The organism is Citrobacter sp. KTE30, assembly GCF_000398825.1.
GTDB lineage: Bacteria > Pseudomonadota > Gammaproteobacteria > Enterobacterales > Enterobacteriaceae > Citrobacter > Citrobacter freundii.
Genome location: NZ_KB976055.1, coordinates 3439685 through 3463696, shown reverse-complemented (window position 1 = coordinate 3463696; position 24012 = coordinate 3439685). Strand labels below are relative to the sequence as shown.

Below are 24012 nucleotides of genomic sequence, written 5' to 3'. Positions count from 1 at the left end.
CAACGTGGAAAAGCAGTTTGATGTGATATGCATGGGCCGCGTGGCGGTTGACCTCTACAGTCAGCAGATTGGCGCACGCCTGGAAGATGTGTCGAGCTTTGCCAAATATCTTGGCGGATCGTCCGGCAACGTGGCCTACGGAACGGCGCGGCAGGGACTGCGTTCATCAATGCTGGCGCGGGTTGGCGACGAACATATGGGGCGTTTCCTGCGTGAAGAATTAAATCAGGTAGGCTGCGATACCAGCCATCTGATTACCGATAAAGACCGCCTGACAGCGCTGGTGCTACTCGGCATTAAAGACCGGGACACCTTCCCACTGATTTTTTACCGTGATAACTGCGCGGATATGGCGATTACAGCCAGCGATGTTGATGAACAGTACATCGCTTCTGCTCGTTGTCTTGCCATCACCGGGACGCATCTTTCTCATCCGCAAACCCGCGAGGCGGTGTTGACGGCGCTCGCTTACGCCCGCCGTCACGGCGTGCGTACGGCGCTGGATATCGACTATCGCCCTGTGCTGTGGGGGCTTACATCCTTAGGCGACGGCGAAACGCGTTTTATCGCCGCCGATCAGGTCACCCGTCAGTTGCAGGAGGTGTTGCATCTTTTTGATGTGATTGTCGGCACCGAGGAGGAGTTTCATATCGCGGGCGGCAGTACCGATACGCTGCAGGCGCTGTCGCAGGTTCGCGGCGTGAGTAACGCGACGCTGGTCTGCAAGCGCGGTGCGCTCGGTAGCTCGGTGTATACCGACGCGATCCCGGCCCGGCTGGACGATGGCCTGACGGTGACCGGCGTACGCGTGGAGGTGCTGAACGTGTTGGGGGCGGGGGATGCGTTTATGTCCGGCCTGCTGCGCGGCTACCTCAACGATGAGGGATGGGAGCAGGCGTGCCGCTATGCTAATGCCTGTGGTGCGCTGGTGGTATCGCGTCACGGCTGTGCCCCGGCGATGCCGAGCAAAATCGAGCTGGATGATTATCTCTCCCGCGCTGCGGAGGTTCCGCGTCCGGATCTTGACCCGCGTCTAAACCATCTGCACCGCGTCACCACCCGTCGCCGCGAATGGCCGGAACTGTGCGTGATGGCTTTCGATCACCGCAGTCAGCTTGAAGAGATGGCGCTACAGTGCGGCGCGTCTTTGAAGCGTATTCCGGCATTGAAACAGCTTATTTTGCAGGCCAGCCGTGAAGCAGCCAACAGCGCCGGGCTGGAGGGCAAGGCCGGGCTGCTTTGCGACGGTACGTTTGGTCAGGATGCGCTGAATTCGATAACCGGAGAGGGCTGGTGGATAGGTCGCCCTATCGAACTGCCGGGATCTCGCCCGCTGGAGATGGAACACGGCAATATTGGCTCGCAGCTCATCAGTTGGCCGCAGGAACATGTGGTGAAGTGTCTGGTTTTTTTCCATCCGGAAGATGCCCACGCGTTGCGTCTGGAGCAAGAACAGAAAATCGCCGAGGTGTACCGCGCCTGTTGTCAGTCAGGTCATGAGCTGCTGCTGGAGGTGATTTTGCCGGCCAGTATGCCGCGCAGTGATGAACTGTATTTGCGCGCTATTTCCCGCTTCTACAACTTAGGGATTTACCCCGACTGGTGGAAACTCCCACCGCTGACTTCTGCTGGCTGGACGGCGTTGAGTGACATTATTGAACGGCGCGATCCGCACTGCCGTGGCGTGGTGATCCTTGGTCTGGACGCACCGGCAGAGCAACTGCGCGCTGATTTCAAAGCGGCTGCGGGTCATGCGGTGGTGAAAGGATTTGCCGTGGGACGCACGCTGTTTGGCGACGCTTCCCGCGCGTGGTTGAAACACGATATTGACGATGCGCAACTGGTGGCGCGCATTAAAGATAACTACCTGCAGCTTATCGCCTGGTGGCGCGAGCGCGGACAAGCATAATTCAGGAGAAGATAATGACGGTACAATTAGGTATTAATCCACTGACATGGACGAATGATGATCTTCCTTCACTGGGCGCTGAGACGTCGCTTGATACTTGTCTGAGCGAGGGTAAAGAGGCCGGATTTGCTGGTTTCGAACTGGGTAATAAATTCCCGCGCGAGGCGCGACTGCTCGGCCCCATTTTGCAGCGTCACGACCTGCAACTGGTTTCCGGCTGGTACTCCGGACGTCTGCTGGAACGCAGCGTGGAGGAGGAGATTGCCGCCGTGCAGTCACATCTGATGTTACTGCGCGAGCTGGGGGCCAAGGTGCTGGTCTTTGCCGAAGTCAGTGGCTGCATTCACGGCGAGCAGCAGACGCCGGTACATCTGCGTCCGCGCTTCCCGCAAGAGAGCTGGCAAGAATACGGTGAAAAGCTCACCGAGTTTGCGCGCTACACCCAGCAGCAGGGGGTACAGATTGCCTATCACCACCACATGGGAACGGTGATTGAATCTGCTGAAGATGTGGGTAATCTGATGACGAATACCGGTGATGAAGTTGGATTGTTGCTCGACACGGGACACTTGACCTTCGCCGGGGCCGATCCGCTGGCGGTGGCGCAGCGCTGGGCATCGCGTATCAACCATGTTCACTGTAAAGACGTGCGTGCCGACGTGCTGGCGGATGTCAAAAATCGCAAAACCAGCTTTCTCGATGCGGTACTGAGTGGGGTCTTTACAGTGCCGGGCGATGGCTGCGTTGACTATCCGCCGATCATGGCCTTGCTGAAGGCGAACCAGTATCAGGGGTGGTTAGTCGTGGAGGCGGAGCAAGATCCGGCTATCGCGCATCCGATGACGTATGCGCGTCTGGGCTATAACAACCTTAGCCGTCTTGCGCGTGACGCTGGTCTTATCTGAGGAGGTGATATGTCACGTTTATTATCACGTTGGCAGCAGCTGGACGCGCAGGGGCGTACGCAGTCAGTGACGCCGGAAAGCGCCGGTTGGGAATATGTTGGCTTTAAAGCGTACGAACTGGAAGAGGGGCAGCAGCTTACGCTGCCCGCCGTCAGCGAAGAACGTTGTCTGGTATTGGTCGCCGGACGCGCGACCATCACCACGCCGGGTGCAACCTTTACAGATATCGGCGAGCGGATGAGCCCGTTCGAACGGATAAAACCGTGGGCGGTCTATGTCACTGCTGGTGAAACCATACAGGTTCAGGCAGTGACCAGACTGGAGCTGGCGGTCTGCGCTGCGCCGGGGAAAGGCACACACCCAACACGGCTGATCGCCCCTAAGGATATCGACGGGGAAGCGCGCGGCAAAGGTCACAACCAGCGTTACGTGCATAACATTTTACCGGAAGATAAACCCGCCGACAGCCTGCTGGTGGTGGAAGTGTGGACCAACGAAGGCTGTACCAGTTCCTGGCCAAGTCATAAGCATGATACCGACAATCCGCCGCAGGAGACCTATCTGGAAGAGACTTACTACCATCGCCTCAACCCGCCGCAGGGATTCTGTCTGCAGCGGGTATACACCGACGACCGGTCGCTTGACGAGTGTATGGCTGTCTATAACCGTGATGTCGTGATGGTGCCAAAAGGGTATCACCCGGTGGCAACCCTGGCAGGATATGACAGCTACTACCTCAACGTGATGGCGGGCCCGGTACGCAAATGGATGTTCACCTGGGAAGATGAACATGCGTGGATTAATCGCGAGTATCCAGTTGATAAGTAAGGTTTTGAATGGCTTTGTTAAAAGCGAGTCGTTTTTTCCCCTCCTTTTGATCAGTAAAATGGGAGGGATGGGATGACGGTTGGTACTATTTAAGTGCTCATTATTCTCATAGCTCGCCTGGCTATGAGAATAATGCAAGCGTCGATATATTTGGGATTATGGCAGTAGCCAGGGTGCTGTCGAAAACACCCCAGCTATCTTTTGTTGCGGGCTGATTAGAAATGATATTTCAGTCCTAACGTTGCCGCGCTGTTGTTGTAACCGTTGTCTCCCATCTGGACGCCCACATTACCCCACAGATTTAAATCTGGCGTAATCTGGCCTTCGACACCCAGTTTAATCTCTCCCAGATTGCGTGCACCTTCCTGGCTGACGCTAACGTCGTCCATTTTTGTGCTAAAACTGCGTGTATTATGGAGCCAGTTAGCTTCAATAAATGGCTGGAATTCGCGGCCTTTGCCCTCATCCATTTTATTAAAGCTTTTCAGATAGACTCTGGCTCCAAGACGGGTTTGAATATTACCGTTACCATTCATCTCGATACGCGTTCCGTTAGCTTCCCGATGGTCATCAGATTTGACCCCCATCCAGGTAACCTGCGCCTGCGGTTGAACATACCACTCATTAACGGTTCCTTTGCTGCCAGAGAATTCGCCAACTTTAAAGGTATACCCTGTTTCAACAGATGCCGTCAGACCTTTGGATTTATAGGACTCAGAAGCCAGTCCTTCACCTTTGACATGGTTATCAAACCATCCATATTGTGCCCAACCGTCGAAGTACAGGCCTTTATGATCAGTGTTATCGGCAAACCACGTGGCATAAAGGCCAGTGCTGTAGCCATTGACGCTACCTCGCGAGGCGTAACTCGTTGCTGATGAGCGGGTCTGATTATTGTCATGGCCATATCCGGCCATGATCCCGAGACGCCAGCTATCATGCCCGTTGGTTGAGCCCTGCGCGATATCGCTGCCGAGCTGCATCACATAGCGATTACTTTGAGTACGCAACTGGCTGCTACCGTCATACCAACTTTGGTGGCTACCTGCCTGACGCATCCACATACCGGTGGTTTTCATCTCTCCGGTTGACACATCTGTGTACTGAGCTTTGCCCGAGCGATCGTGTAGCTGCATGTTGAACATGGTGTTTACTGCAGCATGGTTCGCGGTATAGGTTCCTCCTTCCGGGCGAAGCATATGCTCTGTGGGCGAAACCGGTTTTTCGGGATTTTCAGGCTTAATCAACTGACTGGTCAGATACCAGTGATTATTGTTAGCCCCCTGACCTCGAACCAATGAATAATCATACGCACCCGCAGTGATACGTCCGCTCTGAGCAAAATCACCATCAGAACGGCCATCAACATGAATAAGCTCAATCCCCTCCAGAGTTTGTGAGCCCTGGCCTCCTGCATTGGTGACACTTACTTGAGTATTGCCAGTAGTATCACCTTTTACAATAAGCTTATCGGTGGCCGAACGATCGTCCCCCAGAACCGTATCAAAATTAATATGACCATTGTTGCCGTGGTAATTTCCTTCAACAATCAGCTGGTTGCCGGCGGACTGTCCAATATTCCCCAAAGATATCGCACCCTGATTGGTGAGATCTCCGCCAACAGTAAAGTGGCCTGATGCTCCATTTCCGGCAACAAACAGTCCGGCATTATGGATACTGCCTAGTACCGTTCCCGCGCCTGAAAGCGTACCGGCAGAAGATATATTGACCTGCTGGCTCGCTAAAGTAACAGGTGCATCCTCCTGACCCAGCATCAGCCCCCCTTGTTGAATATCCGTGGTGCCGGTATAGGTGGAATTCGCAGTCAGAGTGACAGTGCCCTGGCCTTGCTTGATGATATTACCGCTGCCATCTACCTGGTTTTGCATGGTCCAGTCATCCATGCTGTTAAGGATCATGTCACCCTGATTGTGAATCGTCGCCTCCCCCAGATGTTCGGCGGCTGACGCCACTAATTGTGTGTTTTTATCCAGGTTAAGCTGGCCGCTAAATCCACTGTTATCCCCCTTAAGAGCGACGTTAGATTCGCTGAATGAAACTTCACCCTTACCGCTAAGGTTGTTGGACAAGTGTCCCTCAACGGCATTGAGGTTGAGATGACCATCGGCAATAATCTTCCCGGTTCCCAATCCCTGAGCATTATCCAGAGCGACCTCTGCGCCGGAGGCAATGGCCGTTGTTGCGTTTAAGGACGCATTACAGCCCTTCACGCTAAAGACACCGTTATCGATATTCAGATTACCGCTGCCGACCAATGCCCCCGCGGATGTTCCGCCGTTAGAAATCGTCAGGCTACCGCCATTAATATTCAGAACTGATCCCGCTGCGCTGGTTAGCTGCCCAATCGTCTGGCTATGCCCATTCATATCCAAAACGGTCTCTTCTGCCATCTGCAGACCTGCTGTATGGCCCAGAACATTATCATTGAGCATCAGTAGATTACCGCTGCGCAAATCGGTCAGACCGGTGTAATCATTATTCAAACCAGATAGTGAAACTGTGTGGCCTTTCTGGCTGTCGAGCGCCAGATCCCCGGAGCCGGTCAGGCGGGAACTCAATTCCGCAGCCGCCCCGATTTTTCCGTTGGCGTTCAGGAGCAGTGCATTCTGACCCTGTCCTTGTAGTTCAATCTGCGTCAGACCGTAGCCCACATAAAGGCCGTCATGGTTTTGCCCGCTGGTCAGGCGATAGTCGTATGTTCCCTTTGCTACAACCTGCCCGTCCTGGCTGATGTCATGCTGAACAGCGTCTGTTATCGCGTTACCGTTCAGATCCTGCAGTTGCAGGTTTCCGGCATCTCCTGTTACAACGGTTGCTGAATTGGTGGAAACCAGTTTAATTTCCGCATTGGCGTCTTCCTGCTCCATTAAGGAGAGACCGGTATCAATACCTTGAGATATGGCGTCCACTACGCCCACAGGATTCACCTGCACAGCACCAGATCCCGTCAGGTCTAACTGGTCTTTAACATTCACCATTTTGTCGGTTTGGTGTATGCCGGGGGTAATGTTACCAAACTCAATGGTACCGCCAGAAAAGGCCAGGCTTCCAATGGACTGTGTGCCTGTGCCCAGTGAAATTTCACTCCCTTTTCCTGCAATCAGCCCTGCTTTTGCAAGAGCATCGGTGTTGGTTCCCTGCAGGTTGAATGTCGTATTTTGTAATGCCAGAGCACCAGTGAACCCAGAGGTCGCTGTACTATTTTTAAAAGAGAAAGCGTGATTTCCCGTATCGACCCCCAGGATGCCAGACCCAGAAATCTGGTGGCTAAACAACCAGTCGCTGGTGCTATTGAGCTGCAGTTTCCCGTCAACGGATAACCCGGCAGAGCCCAGGTTTTTCTGATCGGACACGGTTGCAACGGCACCCGATTCAACATTGATCTTTCCTTTAAAGGCGGTGTTATCACCTAATAACGCCACATTTCCGGCGCCGACGAAGATAATGCCGTTCCCCGCAACCTTATTGGTAAACTCCATGTTGTCCTGGGCGTTCAGTAAGAGTTTGCCGCTATTGCTAATATCAGCGGTTCCCAGGTTCTGCGTAACCCCAAGGGTGGCATTCCTGGCAATTTTTACGTTGCCGCTAAATTTTGAGTTATCACCAGATAAAAACGTTGTACCATTTAGCGCATTGATATTACCCAGCCCCTCACTGCCGCTTGATATATCAGCTGTTATATTTGCGTTATCACTGGTGTGGTTCAGTGTGATTTTTTTATTGTCTGTGCTAGCCCAGACAAACTCTATTTTCTTGGCGTCAATAACCCCAGCAGATTTAGCTTTCTCACCTTCTTGAGCGCCTAATGCTAATTCTGAGTTCGTACTCAAGCTAATTTCTGGGGCAGATATTTTCCCCATGTCAGATACCACCAGCGTGGTATTTGAATCTTGATTGTAATACCCCAGGCTTAATTTCTCACTGGCGTTAATTTCACCCTTGTTATTAACCGACAGGAATTGATCACCACCGTAGCTCTTGAAAACACCCATAAAGAATGTTTGTGTATTTACCTGGCTACCTTCGCCGCTAATGTTTCCCCTTTCATAGGTAAGACGACTGGTCCCTTTAACATGAATCTTACCGCCATCAGACACGTTAAAATAACCGCCAGTTCGCCAGTTGTCTGATGCACTGTCATATAAGTCGTCAGCATAGAGTTCGCTGCCTGCATTGGACACGTTAAGGTAACCCGTACCTCTCAGCAGAACGTTTAGCTCACCATTGATACGCACTGTTCCTTGGGTAATATCCAGCCCACCACCTGATGTGAAGGTCAGGCGGGGGCGAGAGTCCGGCGCATTGATTACCAGGTTAGCATTATCTTTTACATTGATATGGTAATTAATAGACTGGTTTTTTTCGCCGAAATCAACGGTGTTATCTGTGCTGACATCAATATCATTAGCAAAGGCCATTGATGAACATAGCGCTACAGCACCGGCTAATAACGCCCTGGACTTTTTTTTCGTGTTCTTCCTTCCCAGTTCGGAGCACACACACCAGCAATTACGGACTTTACTCCATTTTATTTGATATATTTTGTTCATAAACTCTCCGCAAAATAATCATAATAAAAATTTAACACTTTTGGGGTAAGGTATTTATCGGGCCACATTTTTGAGAGTGAAAATGCAGATCTCCGAATTGATGATATATGTCATGTGTCATTAATGTGGTGTAAACATCAGTACTGGATACTTGATTCAAGTCTCCCTGCGTAGTTTGTCACGTGATAAATTAATTTTGATAATGTAGCCATCAGTCTGAAAATATTTTACCTGAGGCTTTGCCGATATTTCCAGCCCCTTTATTATATTGCTGCTTGTTTTAAAATCAACGGGGGAGGGGGAATCGTCGAGAGTGAACTTAGCTTTGCTATACCTATTACAGTTCTGAGTCTTAGTGGGTAGAAGACGTGTGGACAATATATAGAAAGGGAGATAGCCGCCATGCTGCGGCTATCTCCTGTTTATATCCCGATCAGGAATTCGGTTGATGATTCTCAACTACCCAGACGGTGAGTTCTTTTTCCAACGTTTTATCTCCCGTCGTTGCCTTCACTTTCACCCAACTTTCACCAGCAGTATCCGTTCTCAGTTCAGAGTAGGCATTTCCTAACTTAAAGTTGGTTTTATCCGGTGTCATCGTAAAGGTTCCGCTGTCGGGTTTGGCTCTGCTGCCTGCGCTAAATTCGACACTGCCGTTTAACGGATTGCCAAATTTATCCCGCAATCGGGCCATAAAGCCCACCGGCTCAAGGTTGGCAACGACGTAGCCAAAATCCTGCTCCAGAGTGAGTACTGGATTCTGGGCATCAGCATTCAGCATCAGCGAAGCATTTGCCGAGACGTTGCTACCGTGTTCAGCCAATGTGGCGGTCAGCGTGTAACGACCCGCCTTTTGACCGTGGACATTTACGGTCGCAGTACCGGAAGCATTGGTGGTGACAAGCGTATTATCAATCACCAGAGGATCGCGTGGCGATGGGCCTGTGGCCGTAATCTTCAGCTTACGGTTGCTGACGCTGTTCCCCGATGTATCGCTCAGATGCAGGGTAAACGCCACGTTATCAACATCACTCACTACGGCGGATGTGGTTGACGGTTCGATCGTCAACGCTGCATTTTGCAGATCTGATACCACCTCAATCGCCTTACCCGCCGTAACGCGTTTACCCTCTTTGATAAAGGTTGCCTGCAATTGATAGTGCCCGGCTTCTGTGGCAACAAAGGTTGTCGATGCCATTCCTTTCTCATCCAATGTCAGTTCTGACTGGCCCAGTTTTAATCCATTGGCAGGGGTACTGGTCAGGTGCACGTCGCCACTAAATGGGTTGTTCTCACCGTCGACAACCTGTACCTGAATTTCATGCGTAGCTGATGCGTTTGCCACGATGCTCTCAGCAGGTGCCGCTAAATTCAGCACTGCGCTGTTAATATCAGGTACGAATTCCAGGTCAACGCTTGAGGACTCAACGCTGTGCTGCCCATCTGTAACCCTGGCATTAACAGTGTAATGACCCGCCTTAACCGTTGTTATCGTTACCGTCGCGTAACCCTCTTTATTGGTGGTGATTTTGTCCGGGTACACGAGCCCTTGTGGCGTTACGATAAGCTCCACTTTCTGTCCTTCAACCGACGCGTTGGTATTGTTGAGCATGATCTCAAGTGTGGCTCCATCGCGACCGTTTGCTGCAATATTGGTGATTGCGCCATTGTCTTTGGCTGTCAGAGACAATGTTGCCCCCTCCATTGCAGAGGCAAATGTGACGCTTAGGGATGAGCTGATGTTCCCCACGTTCAGCGTAACCTCATAGGTTCCCGGTGTTGAACTGGTCAGTGAGAATCTTGCTTCACCTTTGGCATCGGTGGTGGCAACGTTCTCGCCATTCGCAACCTTGACCTGTGACGGTAACGCCAGGGTGACCGTGTATCCGGATAGCGCGTTACCATAAGGGTCGGTCAGGGTAACGACCGCGACATTACTCTGTTTGCCATCCGCCAGCGCATTGTCTCTGGTCAGGTTAAAAGCCTGCACCACCGGCTGCGTTTTGTCTGCAATCCAGTTGGCTTCTTTTTCCAGTCCGGAGAAATCATGTTTTTGTGACGTCACACCAATGCGTGTCGCCTGAGCCAGTTCAGACGTTGCCTTAGCGCTGTACACGCCGTCTTTCTCTTCTACTGCAGTAAAACGGATCTCGCCGCTGGCTGAAACAGCATAAAAACGTAAGCTGTCGTCGCCGGTGATGGCATTCCCGTCTTTATCTTTTGCTTCTAACACCAGGTTAATCGGGTGCCCTACGACCTGCTCCATGGGCATTACCGTGAATGTCGATTTTGCCGACTCGGCGGAAACCGCTTTTAGTGTCACTGTCAGGGTTTCTGTTTTACCCAGGACTTTAGCGGTTATGCGTGCCGTCCCCGCCGTTAAACCCGGCGTCAGCATCGCGGTATACACCCCGGAACGGGTTTCCTGCACTTCACCAAGCTTTGGAGCCTGTGCCGAACGCTCACGATTTCTCTGTGCGTCAGGCGTAAATGCCAAAGACAACTCAATGTCATGTGCAAGCCCTGTTAACGGATTGCCATTGGTATCTTTAAGCACCAGCTTAACCGGATGCTGTGACTTCCCATCAGCCGCGATGATCGGTTGCTGCTCGTCGTTCAATGTAAAATCCATTGTGCCGACAGAGGCTGAATTCCCCGTCACCGTTACGCTCATCACTGCATAGTTAGAGACGTTTCCTTTAACATCTCGCGCCGTTGCGCCGATCTGCCACTGATTGGTGCCGCCTGGTGTATAAGCGGGTAACGTCAGTTGCCATGACGTGCCGCTACCGGAAATGCGCCCGCCAGCGGCGGCAAATGCGCTATCGTTCCACTCTACCGACTGAATGCCCCAGTGGGATTTATCCAGTGAAATAGTCACCGGAACAACGGCGCCACCTTCCCCCTGTACGCTTTCAGGCAGGCGGATTTTCAGAACCGATTTTTTGAGGTATTCCAGAACAATATTGTTATTTCGTTCGACAAAATCGTAGCGTCCGTGCTGAACTTCGCGCATCAACGCAACATTGTCGCTATCCAACTGCTTCGCCAGCGGGATGCCGGGGCGATAGTTAATCTCTACGCCGAAGCGTGAATCATGAGTATTGCTCTGCCCCTGCTTGTGTTCAGCGGAAAGCGTAACTAGCGGAACCGGCGTATAGCTGATCCCGCCTGTAAAGGCGTACGGATTTTCCTGAAGATGATCGCTGCCAAAGAGGCCGACATTCTTGCCGTAATACTTTTCATATTTAAGCGATGCGCCCAGTTGCGGATACGATGGCAACCAACCTTGGGTATAGATATCCCATCCATCCGCTGGACGTTCCTGATAATCATCCAGATCGTGGGAATCCTTCCATTTTGATAATCTTAAATAAGCATTTGCGCCTGCATGTAAATAATCTCGCCAATACTCAACGCCTGCACCCATACGTGCGTGATGACGACTTAAATCGTAGTCATAAAATAAGTTTGCGCCCAGCATTGAATTATCCGCCGTGAAGTAGCGATAACCCATACCGATATTAGTTTGGGTTCTGTCATCGGTACGGTGAAGCGATGTCTGGCTAAATAAAACATGCTGCTTTGTATCAATCCACGGATAAAGGAAATCGAACGACGAATCTTTCAACGAGAAAGCGTCATCGACGTTGAGTTGAATACGCGCATTACCGTACTTCTGTAGCCACTCTACCACCTCCTTCGTTGCCTGTGCTGAGACGGTATTGGCAGCAAAACTGCCCGCATGGCCGTTTTCAATACTTCTGCCAGCTTGCGCGGCGAGAGAAGACAGGCCGCGCAGTTCTTGCTGTTCTGCGGCGGTCTGCGATGCCTTAACGGCTGACGCATGGCTAATGGTTGGCGTGAAGCTAAGAAGGGCAGGATACAGGGCCTGCAAAGCGATTGTTGACCATGCGACAACCTTATTAACGGGGCCTGTTGCCCCATTGCTCCGCGAAATTTTCTTATTTGACATTCGTAACTCCAATATCAATTAAAAAAATCAAAGGTTATTCTATGTACTGAACGGGCTGCGTAATATATGTATTTAGTAGGAAAATTCAAGAGTTGTTCATGGAGAAGTTAACTGGATATTTTTACACTATGTGGCGTGGGGGGGGCTAACTATGTCGAATGTTTAAATGACAAATATATTTAAAAAATATGTTTCTTTTTATCGTGACGATTTTAAGTTTGTAGGGGTGTTATTTAACCATGGTCGTTCACTGTTAAATATAAAGGGGTGTCAGGAAATTAATCTGCTTGTTCGTATTCAGCTATCATCACGTTCTCCGGATTTAAGTCTGGAACGTGCCAACGCTATTCAGGACGGGTCAAAGAGCATAAAAAAGCCCGCTTAAGCGGGCTTTTATGTCACTCGGGAGCCGCGGCTCCTTTGCGTATCCTTTTTTGACCCCTCACCGTCTGGTCGGTGTCCTGCTGAGACTGCTAACTTCCTGTTTTTGCTAGTGCTGTCCTGGCACTATCCAATCATGATTGGTGGAGCTGGCGGGAGTTGAACCAGCATCCGTAATCCTATAACATGCTGTTTTTATTGAAGTCTTTATCATTGATGAATTCGGCGTATCTTTTGCGGATACCTTCAAGTCCCTTTACTGTCTTTTCCTTTATACCAATTTTGTTGAAAGTAATTTTCCCATTCATCAAGATATCATCGTCGTTATTAACTATGTTATAAAAGTCTACTTCTATATCGTATTCCTCTTTGAATTTACTACCACCTATATCTTTATAGCTTATTGTGAGTGTGAGTTTTGGTAAATCTCTATTTACCTTACCTTCGGCACTTAGTGAGTAGATTAAAATCGCACAATTTAAAGATATGCAGGGAAATGGGATTAGTATTTCTGTTAGTGCAGGGTTTTGATTGAATGATAGAATATAATCATGAGTATCCTCTCCATAACGTGAGGCAAATTGATATCCAATCTCGGGATCTGCGTTATCAATTGTTAATTCATTGTCATACAACGAAATCTTAGTCGGCCTTTCTAATTTACTGAAGTATGAGTTTATTGTATCTATAGATTTTTGATATTCATACTCCCAATGGATAACTACATCCAGCGCGGCTCCAAGTCCAATGTTTATAGCTATGTTACTTTTATTTAGATGAGTGTTATTACTTCTTTTTAGATGGATTCTGTTGAATATGTCATTTTTATTATTGTTTAGTTTATAAGTAAATGACTGAGGGTTAAATACAACTTGTGGTTTATAAGATAGTTTTCTTTGTAAACTAGCCTGTCCAACAACCATTAAAGCAGCTATTGCAGATACCAATGCTGCAATAGCTGCTACTAAGGCTATCACTCTATCTGGGGTCATCTTCACATCTCTACTCTATTCAAGAGCAGAGATTATTCTTTAGTTTTGTTTGCAATTCAATGTTTGTAGTGAAGTATTATTATCGTACTCTTTCAGATATCGACCATAATGCCTAAACAACATTTCTGGGCCTTTATGGCCCATCTGAGTTGCCAGCCAAAATAGGTTGGCTCCACGGCTAATATGGCTGGTGGCGAATGTGTGTCTTGTCTGGTAAGGGTTACGATATCAGTGTTGATCGCTGGCAGTGTCATCATCGGTTTAACCCGAACATCAGCATCGGGGAAGATCCGGTGAACCCTCTTGGTCAATTCGCCCAGAATGATATCTTTTGCACCGGGCAGACCATCAAAATTCCTTTTGTCATAAATGAGTTCCACGAACATTGCTCATTGCCTCTTTACTGGATGAATATGCAGTACTTGTACTGTGTTTTTATCCAGTGTTCAAGAGAGGGTGTAATGATGCCACGACGTAGCGATATTGAAATAGCCTGGCATGCTTCGATACAGCAAGAACCGAATGGCCGGAAGACTGTCACCACACAGCGATTTGTCCAGGAACTGAGCAAGGTTAACTGGCACTGGACGATGAAGCAGGCCAACGAATGGATCGAGTGGTATGTGACAACGTTCCGCGATGTATCAACGCAGGAAGGCGAGAACCGTACCTTTCAGTTGTTCAATCCAAACAAACGGAGGACTATAGCCATGGGGTTCCCTTCATCTGCCAGTGATTACGTTGAAACAAGGATCTCCCTCGATCAGTTGCTTATCAGCCAGCCTGCAGCGACTTATTTCATGCGGGCATCACGTTCACATTTCAGGGAAGGAATACTTCAGGGGGCGCTGTTGGTTGTGGATGCGTCACTTACTGCCTGTGATGGCTCATTGCTGATATGTGCAATCGACGGGGAATTCAGGAGCAAGCGATATCGAACTCACCCTCAGCCCCACCTGATAAATCTGGAGAACGGGAGAAGGGAAGCGCTACCAGAAGATGGTGATGGCTACAATTCCTCACACGCAATATTTGGAGTTATCACGTACATCATTAATGATGCCAGGAACGCGGAGTTTGATGACTGCCCGGTTATGTGAATAGCTTAAACTTTACGGTAAAGCCGATGTTTTGTGTCGGGGTTTTTCCCCGATTATTCCCCGTTCAGAAAACAGGCATAAAAAAACCAGCCGTAACAGGCTGGTTCTTCGAGGATTTTTGGTCGGCACGAGAGGATTTGAACCTCCGACCCACGACACCCCATGAAGGATATGATGGTAGTTCTAAAGCTATCTTGAATTAATACCCCAACTCTCAATCTTAAGTAAAAATAGCCAATCGAAAATATCTCATGATTAAGTGTTTTTTTTAGGTCTTTTAGCTTTGGGGGGAATTTTTTCAGTTATATGCTCAAGTGATTTTTTACCTAAAAGAGTTCTTTGAACAAAACTTTCAAGAGCTTCTAACATTTGTTCAAATTCGCTTTTGTTTGGACTCCAACCTCGATGTGCGGCTGCATTACCAGCATTAATTACTGACGTTAAAACAAGTGCTTCAGTTTCTCCGATAAATCCATCCAGCTTTAATTTTTCTACTTTTTCGCCAAGAGGCAGACCCGGATGGATTTGTAAGAGTTCAGCTGTACGATCGAAGATCGTGCGCAAACCAATGGAGGATAGAATGAAATGACTAGAGTTATAAGAGGAATACATTTCATTGAATATTTGGAATAGTTGACCATCGACTGATTCAAGTTTGGATAGCCAAGCTGGTGGTTGAAATGTTTCACTTGATGGGTAGGTAGTGACCATATCAATCGGCGTTTCTATAAGCTCACCATTGCTGTATTCATGAGTAGTATGTTCGCTAAAGTGCTCATTATGATGATAAAAAACCGTTTCACAGCCATTGCATTGAAGAAGGTGGTGGTAATGATATCCATAAACTGGATATTTTTGATCTTCCCAACTGGTGGTCAACTCTCCATGTATGGTGCAGTTACGTAGACCTCCACAAGTGGGACACAGGGCTTTAAGCAGTTCCTTAGTCATAAAAATTTCTGACCCCTGATTCAACAAAAAGTTACATACCAAAAGTTATCAATCGTCTTCAGATATAAAAAAGCCCGCATAAGCGGGCTTTTATGTCACTCGGGAGCCGCGGCTCCTTTGCGTATCCTTTTTTGTCCCCTCACCGTCTGGTCGGTGTCCTGCTGAGACTACTAACTTCCTGTTATTGCTAGTGATGTCCTATCACTGTCCAATCATGATTGGTGGAGCTGGCGGGAGTTGAACCCGCGTCCGAAATTCCTACATACCATTTTTACATCAGCAAAAACATACATTTACGTTTTAAATCATTACCTTATTGTTTTTTGTGTTCGTCGGGTTTTATGTGATTTTAAGTCTATGCCGCCAAAGTGCCGCCATAATTTAGCGGTTCCAGTTGAGATTGTGAAGGGGGTTTTTCGTCACTGCATCTTCCAGGTGATCGGGCGCAAAGTGGGCGTAAACCATCGTCATTTTAATGTCTGCATGGCCCAGAATATCGCGGAGGACCAGTATGTTTCCGCCGTTCATCATAAAATGGCTGGCGAAGGTGTGGCGCAGCACATGAGTACATTGGCCCTCTGGCAAATCGATACCAGCCCGCTTAACAGCACGCTCAAAGGCTTTTCTACACGGTGTGAATAACTTCCCCCGGTTCTTGGGGAGTTCGTCATACAGATCCTGTGAAATCGGGACGGTTCTATTTTTCTTGCCTTTGGTTTTGGTGTAGGTGATGCGGTATTTTGATAATTGATGGCCCTGCAGGTTTTCGGCTTCACTCCAGCGCGCACCGGTAGCCAAACATATTTTTGCAATCATCAGCAAGCTGGGGCTTTGAGAATCGGCGCAGGCATCCAGCAGGCGTTTAATTTCCTCCGGTGCCAGGAACGCCAGTTCACCCTCTGCGATCTTGAATGTTGGTAGCCCGGCGAGTGGGTTGGGTGCTGACCAGTGGCCCAGCTTTTTCAGCGTGCCAAAAACTGATGATAGGTTGCGTTGTTCCAGGTTTACCGTGCGGGGCTTAACTGGCGACATAAGCACGCCATCTTCATTTTTGACCTCACCCTTTAGGCGCGCTTCACGGTATTTTGTAAAGTCTCCGGCAGTTAGCTCCGAGGCAATGGGATCGCCCAGGCCATTACAAATAATGCTAAGTTTTGCCATCAGTCGCTTGGGGTCGGCAAGGGTCTGTCCATATAGCGAATGCCACTGCTCGATTACTTCTGACAATTGCCGCCGGTCATCCTTTTCACCTAACCATGGCTTTTTGTTCACTTCATCCATTGTGAAGTTTTCAAACGCTATAGCCTCGCCTTTCGTCGCAAACTGCTTACGGACGCGCTTACCGTCACGCCCGCTTGGGTAGCACTCGCACAACCATTTCCCGTTTGGCTGTTTTCTGATGGTCATATCAAAGGCTCTTAATTATTTTTAAGGCATGGCCTACTATCTCGATATCATCCAGGCTGCACTCAAAAGATGATTCATCCTGATGCACAACTAACCTGTTTCCTGGCAGGCGAGTTAACTTCACAATGCTTTTTATTCCGTCAATATCAACCAGCCATACTCCGTTAACTGGTGGTGTTTGGCTGCGATCGACCAAATATGAGTCACCACTGGTATTAACCAAAAGTAGGTTACTGGAGCTGGGAGGTAGCAGGCTGCTGTCAATGATTGCTTTGCCTTCCTCAACTAACGAGCCATTAGTAAGAGCCGCTTTGTCAATTTCAGGAGAAACAAGGTCCGAAAGATGTTTAACTTTGCCGGAGTTCACGAAATTGATATCTTTTTTTGTGTCAACATTTGAGCCTGGCTCGCCTTGCCCGGTGGTTAGCCAGAGCAAAGATACCCCTGTTTCAAGAGCGCACTGAATTACCCATTCCGCAGGAAAGCTGTCTCTTAAGTATCTGTTTGCCATGGTGCTTTTAGACGCACCAAGATGATCGCATAGTTGCTGTCTTGACTTGAAATCGTAGGCAGCCATTAGCCTATGGATAGCTTCTCTTCCCCCAGTATTCTCGCCCGCCTTTACCTGTATCATTATTTAATCCTGTTGACGTATCAAATATTGGATCGTAGTATCTCTGTGTATCAACTTTTGAATCATATAAAACAAGATAAAACGACGTAAACCAAACCTTAACCGAGAGATACTGCACTATGAGCACTGATATTTCAATTCGTGTACCAAAAGTTATAGCGACTCCTGCTGAGTTCGCTGAATGGGAGGGGTACTCCCGTGGCTCGGTTTATCAGATGATTCATAACGGTAAACTGGCCAACTACATTGAAAAGAAAGAAAAAAACAAAGGGCGCGTATTCATTCTTTACCTCAAATACAAAAAGGACCAAGCGAGCAAAAACATGGACAAGTCTGCATTCAATTACAACGTTGTAGTTGGTTGTTAAGTTCAATTATGTGAACTTTTGAGGTATGAAACATGTTTGATTATAAGATTTCCAAACATCCACATTTCGACGATGCCTGCCGTGCTTTCGCGTTGCGTCACAATATGGCGAAGTTGGCAGAACGCGCAGGAATGAACGTCCAGACGCTGCGTAACAAACTGAATCCGGATCAGCCGCATCAGCTCACAGCACCGGAAATTCATCTGCTTACCGACCTGACTGAGGACCCCGCGCTTGTTGACGGTTTTCTGGCTCAAATCCATTGCCTGCCGTGCGTGCCATTGAATGAAGTGGCAGAAGAGAACCTGCCACATTACGTCATGAGTGCAACTGCGGAGATTGGGCGAGTAGCTGCAGGCGCAGTATCCGGTGATGTAAAAACCAGTGCGGGCCGCCGCAATGTTCTCAACAGCATCAACTCTGTCACGCGCTTGATGGCACTCACCGCAGTTTCATTACATGCGCGTTTGCAGGCGAATCCGGCGATGGCAAGCGCAGTAGATACCGTGACGGGCCTCGGCGCGTCGTTCGGTCTGATCTGAGGTGATTATGCTGAATAAAGAACCATCTTTCGCGTCACTTCTCATAAAGCAAAGCCCGGCAATGCACTACGGTCACGGCTGGATCATGGGCAAGGATGGAAAACGCTGGCACCCGTGCCGCTCTCAGGATGCGCTGCTGGAAGGTTTAACCGGTAACAGGAAAAGAATGTCATGGCTTTCAAAGCTGAAGATATCACTATCAATATGAGCGCCGGGCAGCGTGCCAGTGCGTTAAATCATATTTCTGTATTACGCACCGCTCTATATGGCGACTGTGAAAAAGAACTTAATCGTTTTATTAACGAAATGCGTGATAAGCGTGATGAAAAGTACGAGCTGAATAATCGTGTGCTTGCTGCATTATTTTTTCTTGCAAATATTAGCAAGGAGCGTCACTGCGTTGAATTTAGTGAGCTGACGAGTGACGAGGTAACCGCACTTATTGGTGTGATGAACCATCTTCGCGCAGTCGTGAGTTTATTTCCAAAACGGCTAGCGATGCCGAATTAACCAGTAAGTGAAATTAATGGCGTAAACCCGCCGGGCATTTTTTTGCCCAAATTCAGGAGAAACAACAATGCGAAATATCGAAACCCGTTCCAACAAAATCGGCCCGGATGATGCAGGTCTTAACCAGATACTGACAGAGGCCCGCATGGAAGAACGCCGCGCACGTGCTGCGGCAATGGCTGCCCGTCTTGATAGCCTGGCTAGCCGCATTAGTTCCCGCCAGCTTAACCACGTTGAGGCTGCAGAGCTGCTGCGCGCCACGGCTGAAAACATCCAGAACGAAGCGCAGGAGATCCACTGATGGCTGATTCAATGGACCTTGTACAGCAGCGCGTTGAAGAAGAACGTCAGCGCCACATCCACACCGCCCGCAATAGAACGCCGGGCGTTTCCCGTGTGCTTTGCATTGATTGTGATGCACCGATCCCGCCAGCACGCCGTCGCGCCATTCCAGGCGTGCAGTGCTGTGTCACTTGTCAGGAAATCGCAGAGCTGAAAGGCAAACATTACGTAGGGGGGGCTGTATGAGCACTATCCTGAAATGGGCGGGTAATAAAACCTCCATCATGACAGAACTGAAAAAACACCTTCCAGCAGGCCCGCGACTGGTTGAGCCTTTCGCGGGGTCGTGCGCTGTGATGATGGAGACAGACTATCCTCATTATCTTGTCGCGGATATTAACGCCGACTTAATCAACCTTTATCAGAAAGTTGCGCAGCACACTGAGGAATTAATTGCATGTGCTCTGGTATTTTTCAGTGAAGACAATAACGCTGAAAGTTATTACCAGCATCGCCTGCGATTTAATACCGATACGACGCTGACCGCGCTGGAGCGCGCGGCACTGTTTTTATATTTGAATCGTCATTGTTATCGCGGGCTGTGCCGTTACAACCTGAGCGGGCAGTTTAATGTTACGTTTGGTAACTATAAAAAGCCCTATTTCCCTCATGCCGAAATTCTCACCTTTGCGGAAAAGGCCCGCCGGGCCACGTTCATCTGCGCCAGCTATGACGAAACGCTGGCAATGCTGCAGGCGGGTGATGTGGTGTACTGCGATCCACCGTATGACGGCACTTTCACTGCATACCATACCGCTGGCTTTAACGAGGATGACCAGTATCACCTGGCCTCTATTCTTGAGCGTCGCTCATCAGAAGGGCATCCAGTCGTCGTATCAAATAGCGATACCTCGCTGACCCGTTCCATTTATCGCAATTTCACCCGCCATGGAATTACCGCAAAACGCAGCATGGGCGTAGCTGCAGGTGATGGCAAATATGCTGCAGAAATCATTGCTACCAAATCAGCACGTTGGTTTGGCGTTGATGATTCACTGGGCCGTGACCGTACTGTTGAGGTGCGTGCATGAATATCATCGATAAGCGTTGCCTCTCCACCGACACAATCAACATCATCAGTATTTCAGGTGGCAAGGATAGCCTTGCCCAGTGGCTGCGTGCCATTGAAAACGATGTTCCGCATATTTCAGTCTTTGCGGATACGGGGCATGAACACCCGCAGACGATGGACTATCTGGATTATCTGGAATCAAAACTGGGTAAGGTGATTCGTGTCAGAGCAGATTTCACGCGTCAGATAGAAGGCAAAAGAAAGTTCATAGCGGAGAAATGGCCTGTTTCTCTGGTGGAAGAATGTGGAATGTCGCTCGATGAAGCGGCTGAACGTGTAAGCCGGGCACTGGAAGTCCTCAAACCCACGGGCAACCCGTTCCTTGATTTATGTATGTGGAAAGGGCGTTTTCCTTCAACTAAGGCAAGATTTTGCACGTTTGATCTGAAACACGAACCCGTTCGCACGCAGGTTGTTGTGCCTGCGCTGGAGGTATACGACGAGGTAATCAGCTGGCAGGGCGTCAGAGCCCAGGAGTCACCTGCTCGCGCATTGCTGCCTGAGTGGGAGGAGGATGCTGATAATACGCCGGGTCTGCATGTCTATCGTCCCATTCTTAACTGGCTCCATGAAGATGTTTTTGCCATTGCGAAGCGTCATGGCATCAAACCAAACCCACTCTATCTGCAGGGCTGCAGCCGTGTCGGATGCATGCCATGTATCCACGCCCGCAAGTCTGAACTGGCAGAAATTTTCCAGCGCTGGCCTGAAGAAATCCAGCGGGTTGCTGAATGGGAGAAAATGGTAGCTGAGTGCTCACGCCGGGGTAATTCAACGTTCTTCCCCTCTACGCACGATCCGCGCCGGGCTGAAAAACGTATTGAAGTCATTACAGTTGATGCGTATGGCATTCAGACTTATCGCGACTGGGCTTTAACGACACGCGGCGGTGCGCAGTTTGATTTGCTGGCATCCATGAATGACAGCACGGTATGCAGCAGTGTCTATGCAGGGGTTTGTGAGTGACTGAAAATATTTCAGGCTGCCTCACAGCCTTTTCCCCTGCGCAGGCCCACGGTGGTGTAGAAAATGCTACCGGGGGTTATGCCTGGAACTCCGCCAAAAAAGCCGTCAATCCATACCACGACCCGGCAGAACTTGCGCCGGGTTCTGCGCTTTCAAACCTGATCACTCTTTACGCAGCGGACAACGAGCAGGAAAAGCTGCGCCGCGAGGCATTGAGTGATCAGGTATGGGAACGCTATTTCTTTAATGAGTCCCGTGATCCTGTCCAGCGTGAAATGGAGCAGGATAACCTCATCAGCCGCGCCAAAATGGCGCGGGAACAACAGCGAGCAAATCCCGACCTGGTGATTATCGCTGATGTAAGCGCTGAGCCATCCCACATCAGAAAACCGCTGCTGGAACGGATTAAATACTTTCATGACCTGGGCAGGGCAAAGGCGTATTCCCGTTATCTGCGCGAAACTATCAGGCCATGCCTTGAGCGCCTGGCGCGTGTGCGTGACAGCCAGGTGTCTGCTTCCTTCCGTTTTATGGCAAGCCATGACGGGCTGGAAGGCTTGCTGGTTTTGCCTGAAATGAATCAGGACCAGGTGAAACGTCTGTCTACCCTGGTTGCGGCGCACATGAGCATGTGTCTGGATGCGGCCTGTGGTGATCTGTTCGTCACGGATGACGTAAAGCCAGAAGAAATCCGCCAGTCATGGGAGAGGGTAGCGGCAGAGGCCATGCGTCTTGATGTTATCCCGCCAGCCTTTGAACAGCTCCGCCGCAAAAGACGCCGCCGTAAGCCCGTGCCCTATGACCTCATTCCGGGATCGCTCGCACGGATGCTGTGCGCAGACTGGTGGTATCGCAAGCTATGGCGGATGCGTTGCGAGTGGCGCGAGGAGCAGCTGCGCGCCGTCTGCCTGGTCAACAAGAAAGCATCCCCGTATGTCAGCTATGAAGCTGTGATCCATAAGCGCGAACAGCGCCGCAAGTCGCTGGAGTTTTTCCAGTCGCATGAACTGGTGAATGCCGACGGCGACACGCTGGACATGGAAGACGTGGTGAACGCCAGCAACAGCAATCCGGCGCACCGTCGCAACGAGATGATGGCCTGTGTTAAAGGGCTGGAGCTTATCGCCGAAATGCGTGGTGACTGTGCCGTGTTCTACACCATCACCTGCCCGTCACGCTTCCACGCGACCCTCAACAACGGTAGGCCAAATCCAAAGTGGACCAGCGAAACGGTCCGGCAGAGCAGTGACTATCTGGTTGAAACGTTCGCCGCATTCCGCAAGGCCATGCACAAGGCCGGGCTGCGCTGGTATGGCGTCCGCGTTGCAGAGCCACACCATGACGGCACCGTACACTGGCACCTGCTGTGCTTCATGCGCAAAAAAGAGCGTCGGACCATCACTGCGTTGCTGCGTAAATTTGCCATCCGGGAAGACCGCGAGGAGCTGGGCAACAACACGGGGCCGCGTTTCAAGTCTGAGCTGATTAACCCCCGTAAAGGCACGCCGACAAGCTACATTGCAAAATACATCAGCAAGAACATCGACGGGCGCGGGCTGGCTAAAGAAGTCAGCAAGGAAACGGGCAGATCACTGCGCGACAGCGCGGAGCACGTCACCGCCTGGGCGTCACTTCATCGCGTCCAGCAGTTCCGTTTCTTTGGCATTCCGGGCCGCCAGGCATACCGCGAGTTGCGTTTGCTGGCGGGTCAGGCTGGCAGAGTGCAGGGCGATAAAAAAGCAGGTGCGCCGGTTCTGGAAAATGCACGACTTGATGCTGTGCTGGCTGCGGCAGATGCCGGGTGTTTTGCCACTTACATCATGAAGCAGGGCGGCGTACTGGTTCCCCGCAAACATCATCTGGTCAGAACGGCATACGAACTTAACGATGAGCCGAGCGCCTACGGCGACCACGGTATTCGTATCTATGGCATCTGGTCCCCGATCATTGAGGGCCGGATCTGCACGCACGCAATCAAGTGGAAGATGGTTCGTAAGGCCGTTGACGTTCAGGAGGCGACAGCCGACCAGGGCGCTAGCGCCCCTTGGACTCGTGGCAATAACTGTCCCCCTGTTGAAAATTTGAACCAGACAGGGGGGGATCTGCCGGATATAAAATCCATGAATGAGAAGGAATTGCACGATTACCTCCACAGTATGAGCCAGAAAGAACGGCGGGAGCTTACAGCCAGGTTGAGACTGGTTAAACCTAAGCGGAAAAAAGCATACAAACAGAGTATTTCGGAGCAGCAGCGCCTGCAGCTTGAGGCAGAACTGACTGCCAGAGGGTTTGAAAGTCGTGCATCGGAGATTGATTTGCTTCTGCGTGGTGGCAGTATTCCATCCGGTGCCGGTTTACGTATTTTTTACCGTAACCAGCGGCTGCAGGAAGATGACAAATGGCGCCAGTGGTACTAAGACTGCTGTTTAACATTTCGTGCTTTATTGACAGGGGGCAATGCATCCAATTAACTGACAAAAAACAGTTTTACATTTTTTCGTTCCTATTATACTGTTTATATAAACAGTGGGTATGCATACAGTATTCGTGTATCCGTG

Annotated in this window: 19 protein-coding genes and 3 pseudogenes; 13 read left to right on the top strand and 9 right to left on the bottom strand. The window is 49.9% G+C overall.

Annotation, left to right across the window (positions count from 1 at the left end; genetic code table 11):
• Positions 1-4: 4 nt before the first annotated feature.
• From iolC to iolB, 3 genes are read left to right on the top strand one after another with little or no spacing between them, the layout of a single operon-like run.
• Positions 5-1909 carry a bifunctional 5-dehydro-2-deoxygluconokinase/5-dehydro-2-deoxyphosphogluconate aldolase gene (iolC, locus tag WC1_RS06710; protein ID WP_016150834.1) on the top strand — a complete coding sequence of 635 codons (1905 nt, stop codon included), beginning with the start codon at positions 5-7 and terminating at the stop codon, positions 1907-1909.
• Positions 1910-1923: 14 nt separating this feature from the next.
• Positions 1924-2814 carry a myo-inosose-2 dehydratase gene (iolE, locus tag WC1_RS06715; RefSeq protein ID WP_016150833.1) on the top strand — a complete coding sequence of 297 codons (891 nt, stop codon included), beginning with the start codon at positions 1924-1926 and terminating at the stop codon, positions 2812-2814.
• Positions 2815-2823: 9 nt separating this feature from the next.
• Positions 2824-3642, top strand: coding sequence for a 5-deoxy-glucuronate isomerase (gene iolB / locus WC1_RS06720; protein ID WP_016150832.1), 819 nt, complete (start codon positions 2824-2826; stop codon positions 3640-3642).
• Between the two features lie 215 nt (positions 3643-3857).
• Here iolB and WC1_RS06725 read toward each other — a convergent pair whose 3' ends face one another.
• From WC1_RS06725 to WC1_RS24775, 6 genes and pseudogenes are all read right to left on the bottom strand, one after another.
• Positions 3858-8213, bottom strand: coding sequence for an autotransporter outer membrane beta-barrel domain-containing protein (locus WC1_RS06725; RefSeq protein WP_016150831.1), 4356 nt, complete (start codon positions 8211-8213; stop codon positions 3858-3860).
• A 433-nt stretch (positions 8214-8646) separates the two neighbouring features.
• Positions 8647-12189: an inverse autotransporter beta domain-containing protein gene (locus WC1_RS06730; protein WP_016150830.1), complete on the bottom strand. Its 3543-nt coding sequence runs from the start codon at positions 12187-12189 to the stop codon at positions 8647-8649.
• Between the two features lie 560 nt (positions 12190-12749).
• The gene (locus WC1_RS06735; protein ID WP_016150829.1) at positions 12750-13562 is read right to left on the bottom strand and encodes a hypothetical protein; all 813 of its coding nucleotides are present in this window, start codon (positions 13560-13562) and stop codon (positions 12750-12752) included.
• Positions 13563-13601: 39 nt separating this feature from the next.
• Positions 13602-13790, bottom strand: a pseudogene (locus tag WC1_RS25010) (integrase); the annotation flags it as partial.
• Positions 13790-13948: pseudogene (locus WC1_RS0122930) on the bottom strand (DinI-like family protein); the annotation flags it as partial. The pseudogenes WC1_RS25010 and WC1_RS0122930, both read right to left, overlap by 1 nt.
• 93 nt (positions 13949-14041) lie before the next feature.
• Positions 14042-14122: pseudogene (locus tag WC1_RS24775) on the bottom strand (DinI family protein); the annotation flags it as partial.
• A 30-nt stretch (positions 14123-14152) separates the two neighbouring features.
• Between WC1_RS24775 and WC1_RS0122925 the strand changes: the two are divergent.
• Positions 14153-14662, top strand: a complete 510-nt coding sequence (locus tag WC1_RS0122925) for a HumD family translesion DNA polymerase (protein WP_096890364.1) — start codon at positions 14153-14155, stop codon at positions 14660-14662.
• Positions 14663-14917: 255 nt separating this feature from the next.
• On the opposite strand, the gene WC1_RS06740 is transcribed toward WC1_RS0122925, so the two are convergent.
• From WC1_RS06740 to WC1_RS06750, 3 genes are all read right to left on the bottom strand, one after another.
• Positions 14918-15613, bottom strand: a complete 696-nt coding sequence (locus WC1_RS06740) for a DUF4145 domain-containing protein (protein ID WP_016150826.1) — start codon at positions 15611-15613, stop codon at positions 14918-14920.
• 381 nt (positions 15614-15994) lie between these two features.
• Positions 15995-17020, bottom strand: coding sequence for a site-specific integrase (locus tag WC1_RS06745; RefSeq protein ID WP_016150825.1), 1026 nt, complete (start codon positions 17018-17020; stop codon positions 15995-15997).
• Between the two features lies 1 nt (position 17021).
• Positions 17022-17654, bottom strand: coding sequence for a phage repressor protein CI (locus WC1_RS06750; RefSeq protein ID WP_016150824.1), 633 nt, complete (start codon positions 17652-17654; stop codon positions 17022-17024).
• Positions 17655-17773: 119 nt separating this feature from the next.
• Here WC1_RS06750 and WC1_RS06755 point away from each other — a divergent pair, with 119 nt between their 5' ends.
• The 9 genes from WC1_RS06755 to WC1_RS06790 all read left to right on the top strand — a co-directional run bounded on the left by WC1_RS06755 (position 17774) and on the right by WC1_RS06790 (position 23871).
• On the top strand, positions 17774-18022 hold the full coding sequence (locus WC1_RS06755; RefSeq protein WP_016150823.1) for a hypothetical protein: 249 nt from the start codon (positions 17774-17776) through the stop codon (positions 18020-18022).
• Between the two features lie 32 nt (positions 18023-18054).
• Positions 18055-18564 carry a phage regulatory CII family protein gene (locus WC1_RS06760; RefSeq protein ID WP_016150822.1) on the top strand — a complete coding sequence of 170 codons (510 nt, stop codon included), beginning with the start codon at positions 18055-18057 and terminating at the stop codon, positions 18562-18564.
• Positions 18565-18571: 7 nt separating this feature from the next.
• On the top strand, positions 18572-18772 hold the full coding sequence (locus WC1_RS23970) for a phage filamentation protein Fil family protein (RefSeq protein WP_016150821.1): 201 nt from the start codon (positions 18572-18574) through the stop codon (positions 18770-18772).
• Positions 18736-19074, top strand: coding sequence for a DUF5347 family protein (locus tag WC1_RS06765; protein WP_004144796.1), 339 nt, complete (start codon positions 18736-18738; stop codon positions 19072-19074). The genes WC1_RS23970 and WC1_RS06765 overlap by 37 nt, the downstream gene beginning before the upstream one ends.
• 67 nt (positions 19075-19141) lie before the next feature.
• Entirely contained in the window at positions 19142-19375 is a 234-nt protein-coding gene (locus WC1_RS06770) for a DUF2732 family protein (RefSeq protein WP_016150820.1), read from the top strand.
• Positions 19375-19602 (top strand): TraR/DksA family transcriptional regulator, encoded by a 228-nt coding sequence (locus tag WC1_RS06775; protein WP_016150819.1) that lies wholly within the window; start codon positions 19375-19377, stop codon positions 19600-19602. The genes WC1_RS06770 and WC1_RS06775 overlap by 1 nt, the downstream gene beginning before the upstream one ends.
• Positions 19599-20447 (top strand): DNA adenine methylase, encoded by an 849-nt coding sequence (locus tag WC1_RS06780; RefSeq protein WP_016150818.1) that lies wholly within the window; start codon positions 19599-19601, stop codon positions 20445-20447. Before WC1_RS06775 ends, WC1_RS06780 begins: the two co-directional genes overlap by 4 nt.
• Positions 20444-21454, top strand: a complete 1011-nt coding sequence (locus WC1_RS06785) for a phosphoadenosine phosphosulfate reductase domain-containing protein (protein WP_016150817.1) — start codon at positions 20444-20446, stop codon at positions 21452-21454. Before WC1_RS06780 ends, WC1_RS06785 begins: the two co-directional genes overlap by 4 nt.
• Positions 21451-23871: a replication endonuclease gene (locus WC1_RS06790; protein WP_016150816.1), complete on the top strand. Its 2421-nt coding sequence runs from the start codon at positions 21451-21453 to the stop codon at positions 23869-23871. The genes WC1_RS06785 and WC1_RS06790 overlap by 4 nt, the downstream gene beginning before the upstream one ends.
• Positions 23872-24012: the final 141 nt, after the last annotated feature.

Excerpts from the sequence above, each read along its gene's own strand:
- iolE (WP_016150833.1), top strand. The coding sequence starts at position 1,924 with ATGACGGTACAATTAGGTATTAATCCACTGACATGGACGAATGATGAT.
- iolB (WP_016150832.1), top strand. The coding sequence starts at position 2,824 with ATGTCACGTTTATTATCACGTTGGCAGCAGCTGGACGCGCAGGGGCGT.
- WC1_RS06725 (WP_016150831.1), bottom strand. The coding sequence starts at position 8,213 with ATGAACAAAATATATCAAATAAAATGGAGTAAAGTCCGTAATTGCTGG.
- WC1_RS06730 (WP_016150830.1), bottom strand. The coding sequence starts at position 12,189 with ATGTCAAATAAGAAAATTTCGCGGAGCAATGGGGCAACAGGCCCCGTT.
- WC1_RS06735 (WP_016150829.1), bottom strand. The coding sequence starts at position 13,562 with ATGACCCCAGATAGAGTGATAGCCTTAGTAGCAGCTATTGCAGCATTG.
- WC1_RS0122925 (WP_096890364.1), top strand. The coding sequence starts at position 14,153 with ATGAAGCAGGCCAACGAATGGATCGAGTGGTATGTGACAACGTTCCGC.
- WC1_RS06740 (WP_016150826.1), bottom strand. The coding sequence starts at position 15,613 with ATGACTAAGGAACTGCTTAAAGCCCTGTGTCCCACTTGTGGAGGTCTA.
- WC1_RS06745 (WP_016150825.1), bottom strand. The coding sequence starts at position 17,020 with ATGACCATCAGAAAACAGCCAAACGGGAAATGGTTGTGCGAGTGCTAC.
- WC1_RS06750 (WP_016150824.1), bottom strand. The coding sequence starts at position 17,654 with ATGATACAGGTAAAGGCGGGCGAGAATACTGGGGGAAGAGAAGCTATC.
- WC1_RS06755 (WP_016150823.1), top strand. The coding sequence starts at position 17,774 with ATGAGCACTGATATTTCAATTCGTGTACCAAAAGTTATAGCGACTCCT.
- WC1_RS06760 (WP_016150822.1), top strand. The coding sequence starts at position 18,055 with ATGTTTGATTATAAGATTTCCAAACATCCACATTTCGACGATGCCTGC.
- WC1_RS23970 (WP_016150821.1), top strand. The coding sequence starts at position 18,572 with ATGCTGAATAAAGAACCATCTTTCGCGTCACTTCTCATAAAGCAAAGC.
- WC1_RS06765 (WP_004144796.1), top strand. The coding sequence starts at position 18,736 with ATGGCTTTCAAAGCTGAAGATATCACTATCAATATGAGCGCCGGGCAG.
- WC1_RS06770 (WP_016150820.1), top strand. The coding sequence starts at position 19,142 with ATGCGAAATATCGAAACCCGTTCCAACAAAATCGGCCCGGATGATGCA.
- WC1_RS06775 (WP_016150819.1), top strand. The coding sequence starts at position 19,375 with ATGGCTGATTCAATGGACCTTGTACAGCAGCGCGTTGAAGAAGAACGT.
- WC1_RS06780 (WP_016150818.1), top strand. The coding sequence starts at position 19,599 with ATGAGCACTATCCTGAAATGGGCGGGTAATAAAACCTCCATCATGACA.
- WC1_RS06785 (WP_016150817.1), top strand. The coding sequence starts at position 20,444 with ATGAATATCATCGATAAGCGTTGCCTCTCCACCGACACAATCAACATC.